At 39.6% G+C, this 18,962-nt stretch carries 15 protein-coding genes; 10 read left to right on the top strand and 5 right to left on the bottom strand.

What is annotated here, in order from left to right; all coding sequences use genetic code 11:
• Positions 1 to 13: 13 nt before the first annotated feature.
• The 5 genes from V7K45_RS14085 (at position 14) to V7K45_RS14065 (ending at position 5,573) form a co-directional block, all read left to right on the top strand.
• Entirely contained in the window at positions 14 to 1,285 is a 1,272-nt protein-coding gene (locus V7K45_RS14085; RefSeq protein WP_335004341.1) for a glycosyltransferase family 4 protein, read from the top strand.
• A 24-nt stretch (positions 1,286 to 1,309) separates the two neighbouring features.
• Positions 1,310 to 2,326: a hypothetical protein gene (locus tag V7K45_RS14080; protein WP_335004339.1), complete on the top strand. Its 1,017-nt coding sequence runs from the start codon at positions 1,310 to 1,312 to the stop codon at positions 2,324 to 2,326.
• 127 nt (positions 2,327 to 2,453) lie between these two features.
• Positions 2,454 to 3,329, top strand: coding sequence for a glycosyltransferase family 2 protein (locus V7K45_RS14075; protein ID WP_335004337.1), 876 nt, complete (start codon positions 2,454 to 2,456; stop codon positions 3,327 to 3,329).
• Positions 3,330 to 3,452: 123 nt separating this feature from the next.
• The gene (locus V7K45_RS14070; RefSeq protein ID WP_335004335.1) at positions 3,453 to 4,604 is read left to right on the top strand and encodes a glycosyltransferase family 4 protein; all 1,152 of its coding nucleotides are present in this window, start codon (positions 3,453 to 3,455) and stop codon (positions 4,602 to 4,604) included.
• Between the two features lie 144 nt (positions 4,605 to 4,748).
• Positions 4,749 to 5,573 carry a WecB/TagA/CpsF family glycosyltransferase gene (locus tag V7K45_RS14065; protein ID WP_335004333.1) on the top strand — a complete coding sequence of 275 codons (825 nt, stop codon included), beginning with the start codon at positions 4,749 to 4,751 and terminating at the stop codon, positions 5,571 to 5,573.
• Between the two features lie 359 nt (positions 5,574 to 5,932).
• On the opposite strand, the gene V7K45_RS14060 is transcribed toward V7K45_RS14065, so the two are convergent.
• Positions 5,933 to 7,090 (bottom strand): endo-1,4-beta-xylanase, encoded by a 1,158-nt coding sequence (locus V7K45_RS14060; RefSeq protein WP_335004331.1) that lies wholly within the window; start codon positions 7,088 to 7,090, stop codon positions 5,933 to 5,935.
• 405 nt (positions 7,091 to 7,495) lie between these two features.
• Here V7K45_RS14060 and V7K45_RS14055 point away from each other — a divergent pair, with 405 nt between their 5' ends.
• From V7K45_RS14055 to nifJ, 4 genes are all read left to right on the top strand, one after another.
• A complete protein-coding gene (locus V7K45_RS14055; RefSeq protein ID WP_335004328.1) occupies positions 7,496 to 8,896 on the top strand; it encodes an aromatic ring-hydroxylating dioxygenase subunit alpha in 1,401 nt (466 codons plus the stop codon).
• Positions 8,889 to 9,194, top strand: a complete 306-nt coding sequence (locus V7K45_RS14050) for a nucleotidyltransferase domain-containing protein (protein ID WP_442941997.1) — start codon at positions 8,889 to 8,891, stop codon at positions 9,192 to 9,194. Before V7K45_RS14055 ends, V7K45_RS14050 begins: the two co-directional genes overlap by 8 nt.
• Positions 9,172 to 9,399 (top strand): hypothetical protein, encoded by a 228-nt coding sequence (locus V7K45_RS14045; protein WP_335004430.1) that lies wholly within the window; start codon positions 9,172 to 9,174, stop codon positions 9,397 to 9,399. The genes V7K45_RS14050 and V7K45_RS14045 overlap by 23 nt, the downstream gene beginning before the upstream one ends.
• 695 nt (positions 9,400 to 10,094) lie before the next feature.
• Positions 10,095 to 13,736 (top strand): pyruvate:ferredoxin (flavodoxin) oxidoreductase, encoded by a 3,642-nt coding sequence (gene nifJ / locus V7K45_RS14040; protein WP_335004326.1) that lies wholly within the window; start codon positions 10,095 to 10,097, stop codon positions 13,734 to 13,736.
• 270 nt (positions 13,737 to 14,006) lie between these two features.
• Here nifJ and V7K45_RS14035 read toward each other — a convergent pair whose 3' ends face one another.
• Both V7K45_RS14035 and V7K45_RS14030 read right to left on the bottom strand, forming a co-directional pair.
• Positions 14,007 to 14,921, bottom strand: coding sequence for a DUF1338 domain-containing protein (locus tag V7K45_RS14035; RefSeq protein ID WP_335004324.1), 915 nt, complete (start codon positions 14,919 to 14,921; stop codon positions 14,007 to 14,009).
• A gap of 251 nt (positions 14,922 to 15,172) precedes the next feature.
• Entirely contained in the window at positions 15,173 to 16,492 is a 1,320-nt protein-coding gene (locus V7K45_RS14030) for an acetyl ornithine aminotransferase family protein (protein ID WP_335004322.1), read from the bottom strand.
• 375 nt (positions 16,493 to 16,867) lie between these two features.
• On the opposite strand from V7K45_RS14030, the gene V7K45_RS14025 reads away from it, so the two are divergent.
• Entirely contained in the window at positions 16,868 to 17,185 is a 318-nt protein-coding gene (locus tag V7K45_RS14025) for a hypothetical protein (protein ID WP_335004320.1), read from the top strand.
• 506 nt (positions 17,186 to 17,691) lie between these two features.
• Here V7K45_RS14025 and V7K45_RS14020 read toward each other — a convergent pair.
• On the bottom strand, positions 17,692 to 18,258 hold the full coding sequence (locus V7K45_RS14020) for a DUF2808 domain-containing protein (protein WP_335004318.1): 567 nt from the start codon (positions 18,256 to 18,258) through the stop codon (positions 17,692 to 17,694).
• A 28-nt stretch (positions 18,259 to 18,286) separates the two neighbouring features.
• A complete protein-coding gene (locus V7K45_RS14015) occupies positions 18,287 to 18,718 on the bottom strand; it encodes a DoxX family protein (RefSeq protein ID WP_335004316.1) in 432 nt (143 codons plus the stop codon).
• Positions 18,719 to 18,962 lie beyond the last annotated feature (244 nt).

Here is an 18,962-nt window from a genome sequence, read left to right as displayed (position 1 = left end):
TAAGTTAATAAAAATGAAAATTTTACATATTAATACCCATGATATTAATGGCGGTGCAGCAAGGGCTGCATATCGTTTACATACAGGTTTACAGGATATAGGACTACAGTCACAAATGTTAGTTCAGGAAAAATATAGTAATGATAAAACAGTAATTGCACCTAAAATTAGGCTGTTTCAAGGTATTGCCAAGGCAAAGTTGACAGTTGAAAGTTTACCATTAAAGCTTTATCGTCAAAAGAAAAATACTCCATTTTTTACTCAATGGTTGCCAGATAGAGTTATTCCGAAAGTTGCTCAGATTAATCCAGATATAATCAATCTGCATTGGATTAGCGGAGGTTTTATGCAAATAGAAACATTTGCTAAACTGAAGCGTCCTCTAGTTTGGACTCTCCATGATATGTGGGGTTTTACTGGAGGGTGTCACGTTACTGGAGAATGCGATCGCTACAAAATATCCTGCGGGGCTTGTCCTCAGCTCAATAGTGGTAATGAATGGGATTTATCCCGTTGGGTATGGCAGCGCAAAGTAAAAGCTTGGAAAAATTTAAATTTAACTCTAGTTTCACCAAGCTGTTGGCTAGCAGAGTGCGCTTGTTCTAGCTCTTTATTCGAGAATTTGCGAATTGAGGTCATTCCCCACGGATTAGATACTCAAAAATATCGACCGATTAATCAACATTTTGCCCGCGAAACACTCAATCTTCCCCTAAATAAGAAGCTGATACTATTTGGAGCGATAGAAGCAACAAGCGATAGAAATAAAGGATTTCATTTATTGCAACCAGCTTTACAAGAATTGAGTAAATCTGGCTGGAAGAATGACTTGGAAGTTGTGATTTTTGGAGCATCTCAACCTGAAAATCCACCTGATTTAGGCTTTAAAACCCACTATTTGGGACACTTACATGATGCTATATCTTTAGCAACTGTTTACTCAGCTGCTGATGTAATGCTTGTACCATCTCTTCAAGAATCTTTTGGACAGACAGCTTCAGAATCATTCGCTTGTGGTACTCCAGTTGTGGCGTTTAATTCTACTGGCTTAAAAGATATTGTCGATCATCAGCAGAACGGCTATTTGGCTAAACCTTATGAAGTTGAGGATTTTGGCAAAGGAATTACCTGGGTTCTTGAAAATGAACAAAGGTTGCAAAAACTGTCATTTTATGCTCGTGAGAAAGCCGAGCAAAAATTTACCCTGGAACTTCAAGCACGTCGTTATTCAGCCTTGTTTGAGGAAATATTGATGATAGCAAAGAAATCTTCATTGAGTAATTAACTTAGTAAATCAATACTTCATAATATGTCAATACCTATAGCTTTTATAATTTGTACAGAACCTGGTCGTTTGGAAGGTCAATCTTTGATGCTTGCAGAAAGTATTCGTAAGTTCTGCGGCGAATTGAAAAATACACCTATATATAGTTTTCATCCTAGAGTAGGTGAACCGATTTTAAAACAAACCCAACAAGCCTTTGAAGCATTGCAGGTAATTCATCAACAAATTCCCATAAATCGAGACTTTCATGAATATTATTTAGCTAATAAGCCGCTAGTTTGTGCCTATGCAGAACAAAATATCGATGCAGAAATATTGGTTTTTTTAGACAGTGACAAATGCTTTTTTTCTGAACCAAAAGAATTTTTATTGCCCGTAGATTGTAATGTACGGATGCGTCCTGAGTATGGTCAAGGAATTGGTTCTACAGGTCTGCAAGATCCTCAAGAATGGTATTGGCAAAAACTATATGAAGTACTGGGAGTAAAGCGTGAGATATTTGTTGACACACCTATTGGTAATAAAAGAATCAGAGCATACTGGAATTCTGGTTTGGTTGCTGTAAGAAGAAGTGCAGGTATATTTACAACTTGGAAAGAGAACTTTGAAAAAGTAATGCGCTTGGATATTACTCCTCCTCAAGGTATTTATTTTGTTGAGCAGTCTGTTTTGTCTGTAACTTTATGTGCCTTGGAAGAAAACGTTGAACATCTTCCCCCTAATTATAGTTATCCATTACCTTTACATAACCGTTTATCAAAAGAAATCCAAATTAAGCATTGGGATGATATTGTATCCATTCATTATTTCAACTTATTTTTTTATAACGATTGGTATGAACAAATAAAAAGATTGAAAAATTTGAATGTAAATTCAGAGAAATATCAATGGTTATCTGAAGGGGTTGTCAGACTTAATATGCCTCGTGTATCAGTTTGGCATAGATATTTGTTGGGAGCCAGAAGAATGGAACAAAAACTAAAAAGTTTTAACTTAGATATTAATTTCAGTGGATGGATAGAAAACATAGTTAAATTTTAAACTGACATCACGATATATGAAAGGTAAAATTTTGATAATGGGGATTATGAATAAAATCAATCAACAAAGTATCTAAATTTATTATTTGGATTAACTTTTTTGTACATATTATTAGGAGGTAAATGAGATGAATAAAGCGAATATAGCTGTAATTATGACATGTTATAACAGACGGAATACAACTCTTGCCTGTCTAAATGCTTTATATCAGCAAAAGAATTATTGTGATGTTTATTTAACCGATGATGGGAGTTCTGATGGGACTACAGAGGCTGTTAAAGCAGAATATCCAGAAGTAGAAATTCTTCAGGGTAATGGCAATTTATTTTGGGTTGGAGGAATGCATCTCGCTTTTGGTGAGGCAATCAAATATCAATATGATTATTATTTGTGGTTGAATGATGACACATTTCTGGAAGCCAATGCTGTGAGTAAACTATTACATGTTCATCAAAATTTGACAGAACTTGGTTATCCAGACTCAATTGTAGTTGGTTCAACTAAAGACTCAATTACAGGAAAAGCAACCTATGGAGGAGCAGTAAAATCCAAAAAGTGGTATTCTAATAAATTTGAATTTTTAGAACCAAGCTCGGATATACAAGAATGCGATGCTATGTATGGTAACTGCGTGTTAATCCCTAAAAGTGTTGCCGCCAAAGTTGGCAATATTGATACAGCTTTTGTTCATAGTTTAGGAGATTTAGATTATGCCCTGAGAGCGCGTAAATTGGGTTGTAAAATATGGATAGCTCCTGGGTATATTGGTACTTGTACTAAAAATTCTATCCGCAATAGTTGGGCAGATACCAATTTAAATCTATTAGAGCGCTTGAAAAAAGTACTACAAATTAAAGGATTTCCATTGAAATCATGGACTATATTTTGTAGCAGACACTCTGGACCATTCTGGATATTTTACTGGTTCTTACCTTATATCAGAGCAATTATGGGTTACAAAAATTTGGCTACCTCTCCTACCTTTTCTGAAGATATTAATTAAACTGGTTCAGAAGTTTAATACTTGCACGAGAGTCATTGGTAGATGATATTTGGATAAGTCATAACACTTAATAATTTGACAAAGTTAATTTCAAATTATAAAATAATAATCAGCAATCATTTTATGGGTAAACGCTTACTAATTGTCTCAACTCTCGATTCTAGTCAGCCATTTGGTGCATTTACTAGACCTTTTTATCTAGGACAATATCTTACTAAACATTTTGATGTTTTTCAGCTAGGTTTAGATTGTTCATCTGTGGATTATGCACCTTCTCTTTCTATTAGATCAAGAAGCTTGAAGTCATATATTCAATCCATAGAAAAGTGCATCGACGAGTTTTGTCCAGACATTGTGTATGCTCAAGAAACACTACCTGGATTGGCTGCTTTAATTTCACTAAAGCTTAGAAAACACAGTAGTTCCTCTCTTGTCTTAGATTTTCATACATTTTCGCCTTATGAATACTGGATGCGCTTGTTTTCAGTCGCCAATCCTTTCAAAGAGTTTGCACAATGTATTAAGACATATATTGCTCAGGGAATTTTAATATTCTCTGGTAGTCCAATTATTGCAGCAGGTGAATCAATTCCTAAACTAATTTCCCAATGGTATGGAAAAACTCCACAGCAAATTTATTCTATCGGGAATGGAGTGACTGAAGACTTACTCAATACTGAAGTTTTTCCAGATAAAGACCCCTATCAAGCATTCAGACCAGCTAAAATAGTGGTTATTATTGCTCCAAAAACATTTCAATTTCCAACTAATGATATGTCTGTATCAATGGCTATTGAGGTCGCTAAATGCCTTGAAAGTCATCAAGAAAAAGTACATTTTGTTGTCATTGGTAGGGATAGTAATGATATTTCAGAACCAATACCCTCTAACATTTCTTTTTTAGGATTTTTACCTAAAAGGGAAGATTTTGTTGCCCATCTGAAATATGCAGATATTGCTTTGTTGCCATTTTCAAAACAAGCAGTAGCAGGTGGCGCTCGCAATAAAGCACTAGATTATTTCGCTAGTAGAAAATTAGTTATATCAACACCAGAAGGCTTGCGAGGTTTAGAAGAATTTCGCAACTTAGAACATCTTTTGGTAACAGGATACTCTAGCGAAGAAGTCGCTAACACAATACTGGATGCTGTTTCAAATAGTGATAAATATCAATCACTTGTAGATACAGCATATACTTTAATTGCCGAAAAGTATTCCTGGAATGCAAAAGCACAAAATGTCGCAAACGTCCTTATGAGAACAAGTGCTTTTTAGTTGTATTTAGATAATAGTTTTAACTAAAAAACAATTTAGGTATTTCAATATTTAAGTAATTTTGTATTGAAATTTTGCTGGTTAATTTTACCATACTCACTTTTACCTTGAGATAACATCTCATATTTATCAAAAAACAAAGATATGAAAAAGCGATTTTCTTATAAAATTATTGGTGCTCAAGTGGATGCACTGTCTATCCTTGACTTAAATTCATTGATTGAAGAATCTATTGATCGGGATGAAAAATGGATTATTGCTAATCACAACTTACATAGTCTTTATCTCTTCCATAACGATCTCAAAATGCAAGCTTTTTATTCTAAGGCTGAATATACACATATTGATAGTATGCCTTTAGTGTTTATTGGAAAGCTGTTGGGTTTTCCAATTAAACGCGAACAAAGAGTAACCTATGCTGATTGGGTATGGCCTCTGATGGCAGAAGCTGCTACTAAAGGCTGGCGTGTATTCTATTTAGGTTCAAAGCCAGGAGTTGCTGAAAAAGCAGCAAATATTTTATGCCAGAAATTTCCTGGTTTACAGATTGCTTGCGCTCATGGCTATATTGATATAGATAAAGATAGTCAGGAAAATCTCGCCACTGTGGCTGCAATTAATGCTTACAAACCCCATGTATTAATGGTGGGAATGGGTATGCCACGCCAAGAGTATTGGATTTACGAAAATCTCGAACATCTTCATACCAACACTATTTTAACCAGTGGAGCCTGTATGGACTATATAGCAGGAGCAATACCTACTCCTCCTCGTTGGATGGGAAAAGTGGGGTTGGAATGGTTGTATCGCTTGTTATCTGAACCGAAAAGACTTTGGAGACGTTACTTACTTGAGCCTTGGTTTGTTGGGACATTATTTTTACGAGAAATTTGGAGTATCTCAAGTAAACGAAAAAAAAATAACCTTCTAGTATTTATAAGTACGAAATTTCAAAAGTTCGTAGCTTGATCGAGTCTCTCAGACTCTTACCAGTAGGTTGCTCAATTCGTCACGAATTTATGAAATGTTGTACTAAGGTTTAACGATCAATTAGTCAGTAAGTCTTATTCAACTTTCATAATCGTGAATAGTAAAAAATATTTCCATCTATTTTGCTTAGAATAATACTTAAAAATACTATAGTAGTTCCCGGCATAGTGAGGTACATTTTCAAACCCACATTTCGCAAATATTGAAGCGGATTGAATAATTATAAAATTGAATATAACAAAGCCTGAAATGAATACCAGATAATCATTTCAGGCTTTTTGTTTTTAATCAAGTAGAGAAAGGTAAAAACCATGAATTTGGTTCAAGAAGCAATATTATTAAGTTGATTCCTGAAGAGCCTGGGCTATAGCATTGCGAGCTGGTTTAGATTGCAGGTTCTCATTGAAGGGAAGCGGACGCAGAAATTTCCAGAGACTTGGATTGTTTCTAAAGGTTTTTCTTGGCATCCACTCAGGATGACGTATCCAGGTATGACGGTCACTGAGTCCCCATGTAATCACAGTATCGACTTTAGCTGCAAAGCACAGGTCAAGATATCGCTTGTAACTATCGGCTACCATTTGGTCTAGGCTTTTGATACTATCGGGTAGCGGGGTATCAATGATAATATCTAATTCTGTAATTATTGGTTTCACTTCAAGATCGTTAAGCCGTTTTAAGACTGAATTAAGTCCTTTCTCGTCAAAAGGATATGCAGTAGAAAACCATAGATGTGATTGGAGACCTGCACCGTCAATTTTAACGCCACTATTCTTTAGATATTCGACCATTTTTAAGAAACGATCTGATTTCCATGTAGCGCCTTCGATGCCGAAATCATTTAGGTAAAATTTCTTGCTGTTATCAACTGAAGCGGCAATTAAAAATAAGTCTCGAATTAATTCTGGTTTTACCCCTTTACGCAAACCGATTGTTGCATTATCAGTTTCATTTTCACTATCAGCGATAATTTCATTGGCAACATCCCAAGACTTTAAAACGGGACTATTGCGATAATGTCCCATGACTCCGTTAACATGGCGTTCGATCATCTTAAGTGTAGGAGGGTATGTTGCCCAGTCTGGTCTTCCCATGTGCCAGAAAAGAGTATGCCCATGCATATCTATATTATGCTTTTGGCAGAAATCAGCGATCGCATCTGCTGATTCGAAGGTAAATTTTCCTGGCTGTGGTTCAGTAGCGTTCCATTTTAATTCACCGTTCGGTGTCACAATGGAACATTCACGAGCCATCAGGTCAGCGTAATCTTTCTCTGTTTGCAAAAATTCACTAGAAATTGCTGCGCCATAACGCTTTCCTTTGGCAGCAGCTAATTGCCGAAGAGGAGTATTTAAATTTTTACTTGTATAATTTCCTGCAATAGCATTCGTGCCTTGATTTTCTTTTTGGTTATCTTTTTGTAAAAACCCCATAGTTAATAAGGCAGAAAGGGTTGTATATCCTGCTCTTCTTAAAAAATTTCTCCGATAAGGCATAAATTGTAGTTAATAAAAAACACATAAGATTATATTACAAAATAAATTTTGATACTTTTTAAGGTTTAGTCATAATTCACACATTCATTACACAATATAAAAATGTTAAAGTATAACGCACGATCAACTTACATCAATTAACTGGACTTTTACATACTAGTGGGAAACATACTATCCTTAATAATAAAGATTCATTCGATAATAAATAGTTAGTTTTTGTCTAAATCAGCACTGGATAGTAGCAAAATTATGAGGTTTTTAGATCGTACTTATGTTGCTGTCGATGGTAATGCGATCGCCAGTGACTCTACTTTTCTCTAGCTATTCAGTACCAACTTTTGAGTCGTTATATTGCCAAATTAACTTACTGTTATAGTTTTATAAATTAGGTTTCTAACTCTTATTATGACAACTCAGTTCTCCTGGACTAAACAGTGGTATCCTATTATTCCTTTAAGCTACTTAGATGTTTTGAATCCCACCCCAGTCACTCTTCTGGGGAAAAAACTGGTGATTTGGAGAGACAAAAATCAAAAGTGGATCGTAATGGATGATGTTTGTCCTCATAAGTTGGCGCGACTATCTATGGGAAGCATTACTGAAGATGGAAACTTAATGTGTAGACATCACGGTTGGTGTTTTAACGGTGAAGGGAAATGCACTAAAATTCCCATGTTGGCTGGTAGCCAAGCAGAAGTAACTGCTTGTGATAGTTTCAGGTCACGAGTTACAACATATCCTACACAAGTTATCCAAGAATTGCTTTGGGTATGGCCAGATGATAGTTCAACAGCTTTTGAGGACTGTAACTCAAAGCAGCCAGCTACCATCCCTGAATCAGAATTAGATATTTCCACCTCTTGGCAGATGACAGAAGTTCCAGTTGGTTACATTGTGTCTGTTGAAAGTACTTTTGATCCTTCTCATGCAGAATTTCTTCATGAAGGAATAGGTCTTTTTTCACCTAAAAAAGCTGTACCTATGGAATATTTTGAATCTGTTGGAGAAATATCTGCTCAAGAAGGTTTTACTCTCAAACATCAAGGCTACAATCTCTTCAACAAAGATATGGAGGCGATACGAAAGTTTACTCCACCCTCTTCTAATACTACTATATATCGTTACCCAAACGGCAAAACCAATATTTTTCAGTTGTATTTTGTTCCTACACAACCGGGCTATTGTAGGTATATTGGCAAGTCGATTTCTGATGGAAGTGCAGTTAAAAGAAATTTTTGGTTTGAGATTCTCCCAAAGGATTTACAAACTGGGTTACAGCACTTATCTACATATAAGCTAAGTGACCAAGATTTATCAGCTATGCATTCGCAGGAAGTGAATCAGTCATCATTAGATAGAAAATGGCAAAAGTCATACTTTATGCCTTCTCCTTCTGACGTAGGTATTATAACTTTCAGAAAATGGCTAGACGAATTTGCTGGAGGTAGTCCTTCATGGCAAGGATGCGTAGAAGGCAGTGTTAAACAATTGAATGATGAACAACTATATAACCGATGGCATAGACATACAAAGCATTGTCCAAGTTGTCGTAATTCTGTGGTATTTCTAGAAAAGTTACAAACTTTTAGTAATATTTGCATTATTGTATTTGCCCTATTAACACTGGTTTGTGTCTCGATAGGTGCAAACGTAACTCTAGTGGTTATATCAACGATAATTACAGTATTGAGTTATTTTTTATCAGATAAATCTAACAATATAAAACAACTTTTTTTTAGTAGTATTCCCCAGAGAGGTTTGCCTTTGGTTAAACTTTATGGTGACAATGCAAAAATCTATGAATAAAGAATCGCCTCAGTTCATCAACCATATTGTTTCCAGTTTGCGGTCAATTGAGGGAATTACAGCGATCGCACTGGGTGGTTCACGGGCACGGGGCAACCATACCCTAAAGTCAGATGTGGATTTGGGGATTTATTACAATCCAGAAAACCCACCCGATTTAATTGCTCTAAACCGCCTCGCCTGTGAGCTTGATGATAACCATCGCGTAAATTTAATTACTGCGATCGGTGAATGGGGAAAGTGGATTAACGGCGGCGGTTGGCTTGTGGTAGAAGGTGCAAGTTTTATTCGCGGTTAATGAAAATTACCTGTTGAATGAAAAGGGGGCGATCGCAATCGCTAATAAGTTTGCTATTTGCCCGCAGGACTATCAACAACGGGTTGAGCAAGCGTTTGCACTTTTAGCTGCCGATGCAAAATCAATAACTGAGGCGATCGCGATTATTGAGGCAATTGAAGATGATTTGAGTCAATGGTATGGAAATCGACGATTAACGATGTAATTTTTATTGCCATCTGACTTCAGTTGCTATGGGATTGGAAGTGATGTTTGACCATTGGCTAAGTCGTCAGACAATTTACCTGTAACTGTAACTATGTTTGAACTGTCAATAACTACTTTTATTTCTATCAAGATATCAACTATCAGCTTTTAGGAATGTAGGTTTTGCTTTGCCCATTAAAACCTGTCTACGCGTATTTAAAAAATTAAATAGAAGTCGTATCAATACTGCTTGGTTAAGAATATGCGTAGGTTGGGTTGAGTGATAGCGAAACCCAACAAACCCAACATTTTACTGGGTTTCGTTTCTCAACCCAAGCGACACATTTTTATTTTTTAGACTTAACCGAGCAGTATTAGGAGCCGTATATCAGAGATTCCCGACCCTATACCCCACAAAAAAGAATAAATTATCTGAAAGTCTTTTAAAACAGAGACTTTGATTATTGAGTACATCATTAATACATATTAATAGATGCAGTATTGCGGATGAGATATTAATAGATGCAGTATTGGTCGAAAGTTAACTTAAGAACCGAAAGCAATCAATAAATTATCCTTTAAAAACGGAGTAAATCCTACCGCTATATCTTGAATGCAAGATAATACACTCTCTTTCTAATTTTGGCTATTTCTGATTCTTATATTCACGTGTTCTGAATAATGCAGCTTAGAGGCGGGGACAAAAATCATATTATGAACAAAACATTTGCAACCATCGACGGGAATGAGGCTGTTGCCCGTGTTGCTTACAAATTAAATGAAGTTATTGCCATTTATCCTATCACCCCCTCTTCAGCAATGGGTGAATGGGCAGATGCTTGGTCGGCAGAAAGTCGTCCCAACCTCTGGGGTACTGTTCCCAACGTCGTGCAGATGCAGAGCGAAGGGGGAGCGGCTGGTGCTGTACATGGGGCTTTGCAAACAGGTTCTCTGAGTACCACCTTCACGGCATCTCAGGGATTATTGTTGATGATACCCAACTTCTACAAAATTGCTGGTGAACTGACTAGCGCCGTAGTTCACGTTGCTGCCCGTTCCTTGGCTACCCACGCTTTATCAATTTTTGGCGACCATAGCGACGTGATGGCAGCCCGTGCTACTGGCTTTGCTTTGCTGTGTTCCGCCTCGGTGCAGGAAAGTCAAGATTTTGCTCTTATCGCCCATGCTGCTACTTTAGAGGCGCGAGTCTCGTTTATGCATTTCTTTGATGGCTTCCGCACATCACATGAAGTGCAGAAAGTCAAATTGCTGTCAGATGATGATTTGCGATCGCTTATCCACGATAACCTAATACTCGCCCACCGCAGCCGCGCTCTCACCCCAGATCGTCCCGTATTGCGCGGTACTGCTCAAAACCCCGATGTCTACTTCCAAGGACGTGAAGGCGCTAACCCTTATTACAACGCCTGTCCAGAAATTGTCCAGCACATCATGGATGAATTTGGAGAACGCACCGGAAGGCATTATAAAATCTATGAATATTACGGAGCCAACGATGCCGATCGCGTTATCGTTCTTATGGGTTCAGGCTGTGAAACCGTCCACGAAACAGTAGATTACCTGAACGCCCGTGGTGAAAAACTTGGCGTGGTGAAAGTGCGACTTTATCGCCCCTTTGATGTTCAAAGGTTTGTTGCAGTATTACCAACTAGTGTAAAAGCGATCGCAGTTCTCGACCGCACCAAAGAAGCAGGTAGCGCCGGTGAGCCTTTGTATTTGGATGTTGTGGCTGCTATTCATGAAGCGTGGGGAGATAAGAGAGCAGGGGGAGCAGAGGAAGCAGGGGAGGCAGGGGGAGAAAATACTTTTTCATACCCTAAAATCATCGGTGGGCGTTACGGTCTTTCGTCTAAGGAATTTACTCCGGCGATGGTGAAGGGCGTTTTTGACAATCTTGCTCAAGCTAAACCGAAAAATCACTTTACTATCGGGATTAATGATGACGTTAGTCATACTTCCTTGAGCTTTGACCCTAATTTCTCTACAGAATCGGATAACGTTGTTCGGGCAATGTTCTATGGGTTGGGCGCGGATGGCACTGTTGGGGCTAACAAAAACTCCATCAAGATTATTGGTGAAGAAACCGACAATTACGCCCAAGGCTACTTTGTCTTTGACTCCAAGAAATCTGGCTCAATGACCGTCTCTCATTTACGCTTCGGTAAAGAGCCAATTCGTTCCACCTACTTGATTGACCAAGCTAACTTTATTGGTTGTCATCACTGGGGATTTCTGGAACGCATAGATATTTTAAAGGCTGCTATTCCTGGGGCGACTTTGCTGCTTAACAGTCCATACAATGCAGATACCGTTTGGGAATATCTGCCGTTGAAGGTGCAGCAGCAAATTATCGACAAGCATTTGAAGTTATATGTAATCAATGCTAGCCAGGTTGCCCGTGAAAGTGGTATGGGTGGCAGAATTAACACCATTATGCAAGTATGCTTCTTTGCCTTAGCGGGTGTCTTGCCGCAAGAAGAAGCGATCGCTAAAATCAAACAAGCAATTGAAAAAACCTATGGTAAAAAAGGCGTAGAAGTTGTCCGTATGAACTTGCAAGCTGTAGATAACACCTTAGACAACTTGCATAAAGTAGATGTCCCCCAAACAATCCTCACTACTTCGGCTCCGCTCAGTACAAGTCCTAACTCCTCGCTCCTAACTCCCTACTCTCCTCTTAACTCCGCTCCCGAATTTGTGCGAGAGGTTCTGGGCAAAATCATGATTTGGGAAGGTGATGACTTACCTGTTAGCACGCTACCCGTTGATGGCACATTTCCCGTAGGTACTGCCAAGTGGGAAAAACGCAACGTTGCCGAAGAGATACCTGTGTGGGAGCCAGATGTCTGCGTTCAGTGTGGTAAGTGCGTCATGGTTTGTCCCCACAGTGCCATCCGTGCAAAGGCTTATCAACCTGATGAGTTAGTTAATGCACCAGAAACCTTTAAGTCAACTGGTGCAAAAGATAAAGACTTTGCCAATCAAAAATTTACCATTCAAGTTGCCCCAGAAGATTGCACAGGATGCACTATTTGTGTAAATATTTGTCCTGCTAAAGATAAATCTGAGCCATTGCGGAAAGCGATTAACATGGCACAGCAGTTGCCATTGCGGGAGCAAGAGCGCAAGAACTGGGATTTCTTTTTGAGTTTACCTAATCCTGACAGGCGATCGCTAAAATTAAATCAGATTCGCCAACAACAACTGCAAGAACCTTTATTTGAATTCTCCGGTGCTTGTGCAGGGTGTGGTGAAACACCTTATCTAAAATTATTAACACAATTGTTTGGCGATCGCGCTGTCATCGCCAATGCTACAGGTTGTTCTTCAATATATGGTGGTAATCTTCCTACTACTCCTTGGACAACTAACGCCGAAGGACGCGGCCCCGCGTGGTCTAATAATCTATTTGAAGATAATGCCGAATTTGGTTTTGGCTTCCGCCTCTCTCTTGACAAACAAGCTGAGTTTGCGGCGGAATTGTTGCAACAGTTGGGAAGTGAAATAGATGAGAACCTTGTCTACTCCATCCTGAAAGCTGAACAAAAATCCGAAGCTGACATTTGGGAACAGCGCGAAAGAATAGAATTGTTGCAGCAGAAGTTAGATGAAATCGTAACTCTCGATCCCAAGTTAAAATCTAAAATTCAAAATCTCAAATCCCTTGCAGATTACTTGGTGAGAAAAAGCGTTTGGATTGTTGGCGGTGATGGTTGGGCTTATGATATCGATTTTGGCGGTATCGATCATGTAATTGCTAGTGGTCGCAATGTCAACATCTTGGTGATGGATACAGAAGTGTATTCTAATACAGGCGGTCAATCTTCCAAAGCCACGCCAAAAGCCGCAGTGGCAAAATATGCCGCCAGTGGCAAGCCTGCACCTAAAAAAGACTTAGGAATGATTGCTATGACCTACGGAAATGTTTACGTAGCGAGTGTAGCTCTTGGTGCTAGAGATGAACATACCCTGAAAGCATTTTTGGAAGCAGAAGCTTATGATGGCCCATCACTGATTATTGCTTACAGCCATTGCATCGCCCACGGCATCAACATGACCACTGGGATGAATCATCAGAAAACTTTGGTAGAATCAGGTCGTTGGTTGCTGTATCGGCATAATCCAGAGTTGCTTAACCAGGGTAAAAATCCTTTGCAATTAGATATGCGATCGCCTACACAATCTGTAGAACATTCAATGTATCAAGAAAATCGCTTCAAAATGCTCACCAAAAGCAAACCCGACGTTGCCAAGCACTTGTTAGAACAAGCCCAAACTGAGGTAGATGCCCGTTGGCAGATGTATCAATATTTGGCAAAGCGCGATACTTTCTGAACATGAGTCCTAGTTTTAGTTATAAAAATAACGACTTGAGTAACTCAAGTCGTTATTTTCGTTACAAACATCATAATTTTCGTTACAAAATTACCTTTTTGGTTAGTAAAATTATTATTTTCATTACAAAGGCTGTAATTTAAGTCGTGCTGAACCCAAGCTTTAACTAAACAAACGCACAAATGTTGGATTTCATTTCTCAAGACAATCGTAAGAAGAGTGCAATATCTAGTGCGGGAGATATCAACACCGACAGGATCGAGTTCTAGGCTACTTAGATAGACGAGTCATTTCAAACAATTGCTGGGCATTACTTCCTAAAAAAGCATCAAAAAGTACCTGCTTTCCAGATTCCACTTCTACTAGATAGCGCTGGGCAATTTCATAATAGGCATAAGTCCAAGGAATCTGAATTTCTGCACCACTGTTATCATCTAACACCGTCACCATTTCTGTTACTGCTTGAGTTGCAGTTTGCCGCAAACCACAAGCAACATTTCCCTCTATCTCTGCTTTCATTGGTACACCCAGGTTAGCCAAACCACTGGCGGTAGTATCAATGTCTGGATATTCGGGAGTATTATGTGCATTGATGTAACCTGTGAAATGATTGACAGCATATCCATGCAGCAATACCCAAGCACCATACTGAGTAACCTCATTCACCTCTTCGACAACAGAACGCACAGGAGGTAGCCAAGGGCGGGTGAAGACTTGTTGGAGTTGTTCGGCGATGGTTTCCAAGTCTGCGTCTTTTTGTAGAAGAGTAAGGTTTGAGGTCAGTTCATCTGGGATTGAAGATACTGTTTTAGAGATGAGTTGGGCAATATTAGCAGGCAATTCATCGACAATCAACTCGCTGATAAACAATTTGGGTAAGTTAAATTTCTCTTGCTGTGGATGACGATAATGACGGGCGTACAAATGAGTTTGAGCAAAAGTATACTCTCCAGCCGCTACGTAACCCAAAGCTTCTGCAAGTTGTCCAAGGTAGTCAATTCCTAAGTTAAGTTTACCTTGTGGAGTATCTACTAATAAACGCAAAGACCGAAAGGCGATGTGGTCGTTGGCAACAGTTCCACCCGCAGCAGTAATCATTTGCTGGTAGGTACGAGCATGATTTACCCTGGCGCTGTATTTTTGCCAAAGTAATTTCCATAAATTGAGGGCTATTTCGGGTTTCATAATATATTGGGGCATTGGGCATTGGGTATAGAGAAGAGACAAGGTAAAGGGGGGAGATAAAAGAGATATTTGTTCAATAATTCCCCCTTGTCTCCCAATACGGTTCGGATAAGCATTTTTCACTTTCCTCCGGTCTGGGAAAAGGGGAAGGGGTAAAGGGTAAAGGATGTATTCAAAACCTTTCCCTTTTCCCTTTCCCCCTTAACCGAACCGTATTGCCTTGTCTCCCTACTTCCACTCTTTGTTATCTTTTAAGAAGTTAAAATGTCGCTGATAATCTGAAGGGCAATTTGAATTTGGTCGCTGTCGATAACTAGAGGGGGACAGAAACGAATTGCTGCTTTACCGCAACCTAGCAATAATAAACCGCGTAAAAAAGCTTCTTGAATAATACGATCGCGCAATTTACGATCGAGATTACCCTGCTCATCTAATAAATCTACCGCTACCATCAAACCTTTACCTCGTGGCGATGATACTCTCGGAAATTTTTGATGCAACTGGGTAAGACTAGCTTGCAAGAATTCTCCCATCTGGGTAGCGTTGGTCATTAAACCACTTTCTAGCAGTCGCAGCGTAGCAATACCAGCAGCACAAGCTACAGGATTACCGCCAAATGTAGTAGCGTGAGAGCCAGGAGGCCAAGTCATTAACTCAGGTCTAGCTAGTATCGCTCCTAATGGCATACCACTGGCGATACCCTTAGCAGTAGTAATGATATCAGGCATCACACCCCAATGCTCGATCGCAAATAAGCGACCAGTCCGCCCCATACCTGCTTGCACTTCATCCACTACCATCAGAATACCGTGGCGATCGCATATCTCCCGAATTCGCTGCAAGAAACCATCTTCGGGTACGATATACCCACCCTCTCCTTGAATCGGTTCGACTACGATCGCCGCTACTTCTTGCGGTGGTAAAATTGTCGTAAATAGCTGTTGTTCCAAGTAATCTAAGCTAGCGTGAGTGCCATAAGGAATATGAGTTACCCCAGGAACTAAAGGCCCAAAATTAGCTCGCTGCACTGCTTTGGAACCAGTCAGAGACATTGCCCCATAAGTGCGTCCGTGAAATGCACCTAAGAAGGCTACGATTAGCGATCGCTTAGTGTAATATCGAGCGAGTTTAATTGCTCCTTCGTTGGATTCTGCCCCGGAATTGGTGAAAAATACTTTTGCAGGAAACCCAGTATCACTCTGTGGGTGGGGAAAGGGAGCGCGAATTGCTAATTGTTCCGCTAGTTCCACCATCGGCTCATAATAAAAATCTGTCCCTGACATGTGCAGCAGCCGCGCCGACTGTTCTTGAATTGCCTTGACAACTTCCGGGTGAGCGTGTCCAGTGGCGGTAACGGCAATACCTGCGGTCATATCCAGAAATACATTGCCATCCACATCTTCTACCATACAGCCCTGACCGCGAGATACAACTAACGGGTAATCGCGGGTATAAGAAGGAGAAGTTACGGCGCGATCGCGTTGTACAATTGCTTGAGCGCGAGGCCCAGGTAAGGAAGTTATTAAATGGGGTATACGAGGTAAATTTAAGTTAATAGGTATACTTAACATTATTTTTTCAATTTTTTAAAGATTACTGATGATTAAACGCTAAAGCTCGATTGCTTACAGTAGCATTTGATGCCATTGATGTAGAAATTACGCATTTACCGAAAAAGCTTCACAGTAAAGATTTTCGTATTTTGTAAGACTTTGCCCGTTTTTATAACACAACTTCTGCGATCGCGTCATATTATATTTTTTGAAGCATAATAGCTTCACTACTAGATGTCAGGGTACAAGCTACAGAACAATTGTTGAGAGAAGCTGTATTACATCCACAGGAAAATTGCTATATGCAAAAATTAATACAAGTCTCTAAGATAATCAACTAATGACTTGGGCATCTGGACAAAAGTTAGTTTTCAAGTCGCATTAGTAGCTTTTGTGACTCCAAAAGTTGGTTTTCAAGTCACATTAGTAGCTTTTGCGACTCCAAAAGTTGGTTTTCAAGTCGCATTAGTAGCTTTTGCGACTCCAAAAGTTAGTTTTCAAGTCACATTAGTTGCTTTTGCGACTCCAATAGTTAGTTCAGCAGTAGCCAGAAGACCTCAACTTTCCTCTCTGTGCCTCTGCGTGAGCTTATTCAGCAACGCCAACCACGAAGCCTTGCGGGTTCTAGCTTTTCGTTACCTGGCACTGTTTGAAGGTGTGCCTAGCGTTATAAATCACTTGCGATCGCTTGGTCATATCATGTTCGCATAATTAGTTATGATTTCCACAGTCATTGCACCCCACCCCTTAATCCCCTCCCCGCAAGCCTACGGTGTACACACAAATGTTGGTGCAGTGTATCTATCCCGCCTCGGAATAAATTCCGAGTCTCATAGCGAAAGTCTTCTTTTAGAGGACTAAAGAAGAAATTTAGTTCAGTCCACTTGAGTGGACTTTAGCTATCAGCCCGAAACTTGACTTCTGGGCGGGATATTTGCTCAGTGTAAGACTTTCACTTGAACAGAAATATTGGGTGGGTAGGATTTTTAGAGATGTGTGTACACTGTAGCCCCGCAAGCGGGGAGGGGAGACGAAGCGTAGCTTTGGCGAGGTGGGGTTCTTCGGGTTTAATAAGCAACCAGTGTTATTGAAAACAGCTAATTTACACCTACTCAATTAATGTAAAAACTTCTCCACACATCTCACAAATATTTCCACACCCATTCCCAATGCCGTACTTGTAGAAAATATTCCCCATTTCCCATTCCCTATTCCCTCTATCGAAACCACCAACTTCCCCTATTGCTGTAAAACTGAAACCGTGCAAAGCCAAGAAATTGACCGTGAGATTTTTCACCCACAGGGAATGCTGTAACACCCAATAAGTAAACACCAGAAAAGCTTGGATTACTCACAGGGCGAAGGGCGATGGTAATTGTCTGTCCTGGAGTTACAGGTGGATCAAAGATTACAGAAACAGTGCGTGTCTTGCTCTCGTTTATGACTGAACCTAGTTGCAGTTGCGTTTCTTTATGATTGCGTGTTCCGACAAATGCACGGGTATCATCAAGACGGTAGCGGATGTATTCTGACCCCTCTTTTTGGGCGATAGTTACCTTTTGGAGTGATTCTCCAGCATTCTCTGGCACATTGATAGTGAAGTAGTAAGTTGCGCTCAAAACATCCACTTCTTTGAAAGTAGTTGTCGCCTCAACAAGTGTTGGCGGTTGGACAAAATAGACTAGGCCATCTCTAAGCTGCACAGCTTGAGTCACCGGAAGCGTTACTTCTCCAATGCCAATTGCTAACGAGAGCGTTATTCCAAACAAAGTTGTAAGGCGCATGATTCAGATATAAAAAACGCACTTATTCTCATTCTAGTTCCTTGGGAATCAATGACTGAGGAACGATCGAAGCTTGTTTTTCCCCAAACGAAGATTTTGTGTACCACCAAGCCCAAGCAATTAAAACGGCTTGAAGGGGAAGCCTAACTACGTGTACCCAAGGTGAATTTGGTATATGTTCAATCTTAATCAGATTAGCTGCCATGTAAATATTCGCTGGGTAAACAGCAATAAAAAGAGCAAGAAGCCCCCAAGCAGCAGCTTGACTTACAGGCGGAACTAACAACCCGATACCACCCAAAATTTCATAAAAGCCACTGAGATAAACTAATCCTAAAGGGTAAGGTAATGGCGGCGGCACAATTTTGACATATTCTTCTGGAACAAGAAAGTGTGTTACTCCAACCACAATGATGGATATAGCAAGGATGACACGTAATATTTCCTTATATTTCTTCATGGTTTTTGCCTCATTCATATACTTGCACCTATTACTTCAGTTTGACTGATGGACGTTAATCTGCATTGAGTCAATAGGAGTAAAAATCGACAAAATTTTCCAAAGTACCGCTTTTTGGTAACTCATTAGAATTCAGATTTAGTATTTGGTGTGCGAATCGTTGGCTAGAAACTAAAATCCATAAGGATTTGGAGGATTAGCCGCAAGGTACATAACCTTGACAACTGAATGACCATGTAGGTGA

The organism is Nostoc sp. (assembly GCF_036917375.1).
Taxonomy (GTDB): Bacteria; Cyanobacteriota; Cyanobacteriia; order Cyanobacteriales; family Nostocaceae; genus Nostoc.
This window is presented reverse-complemented; position numbering and strand designations above follow the sequence as displayed.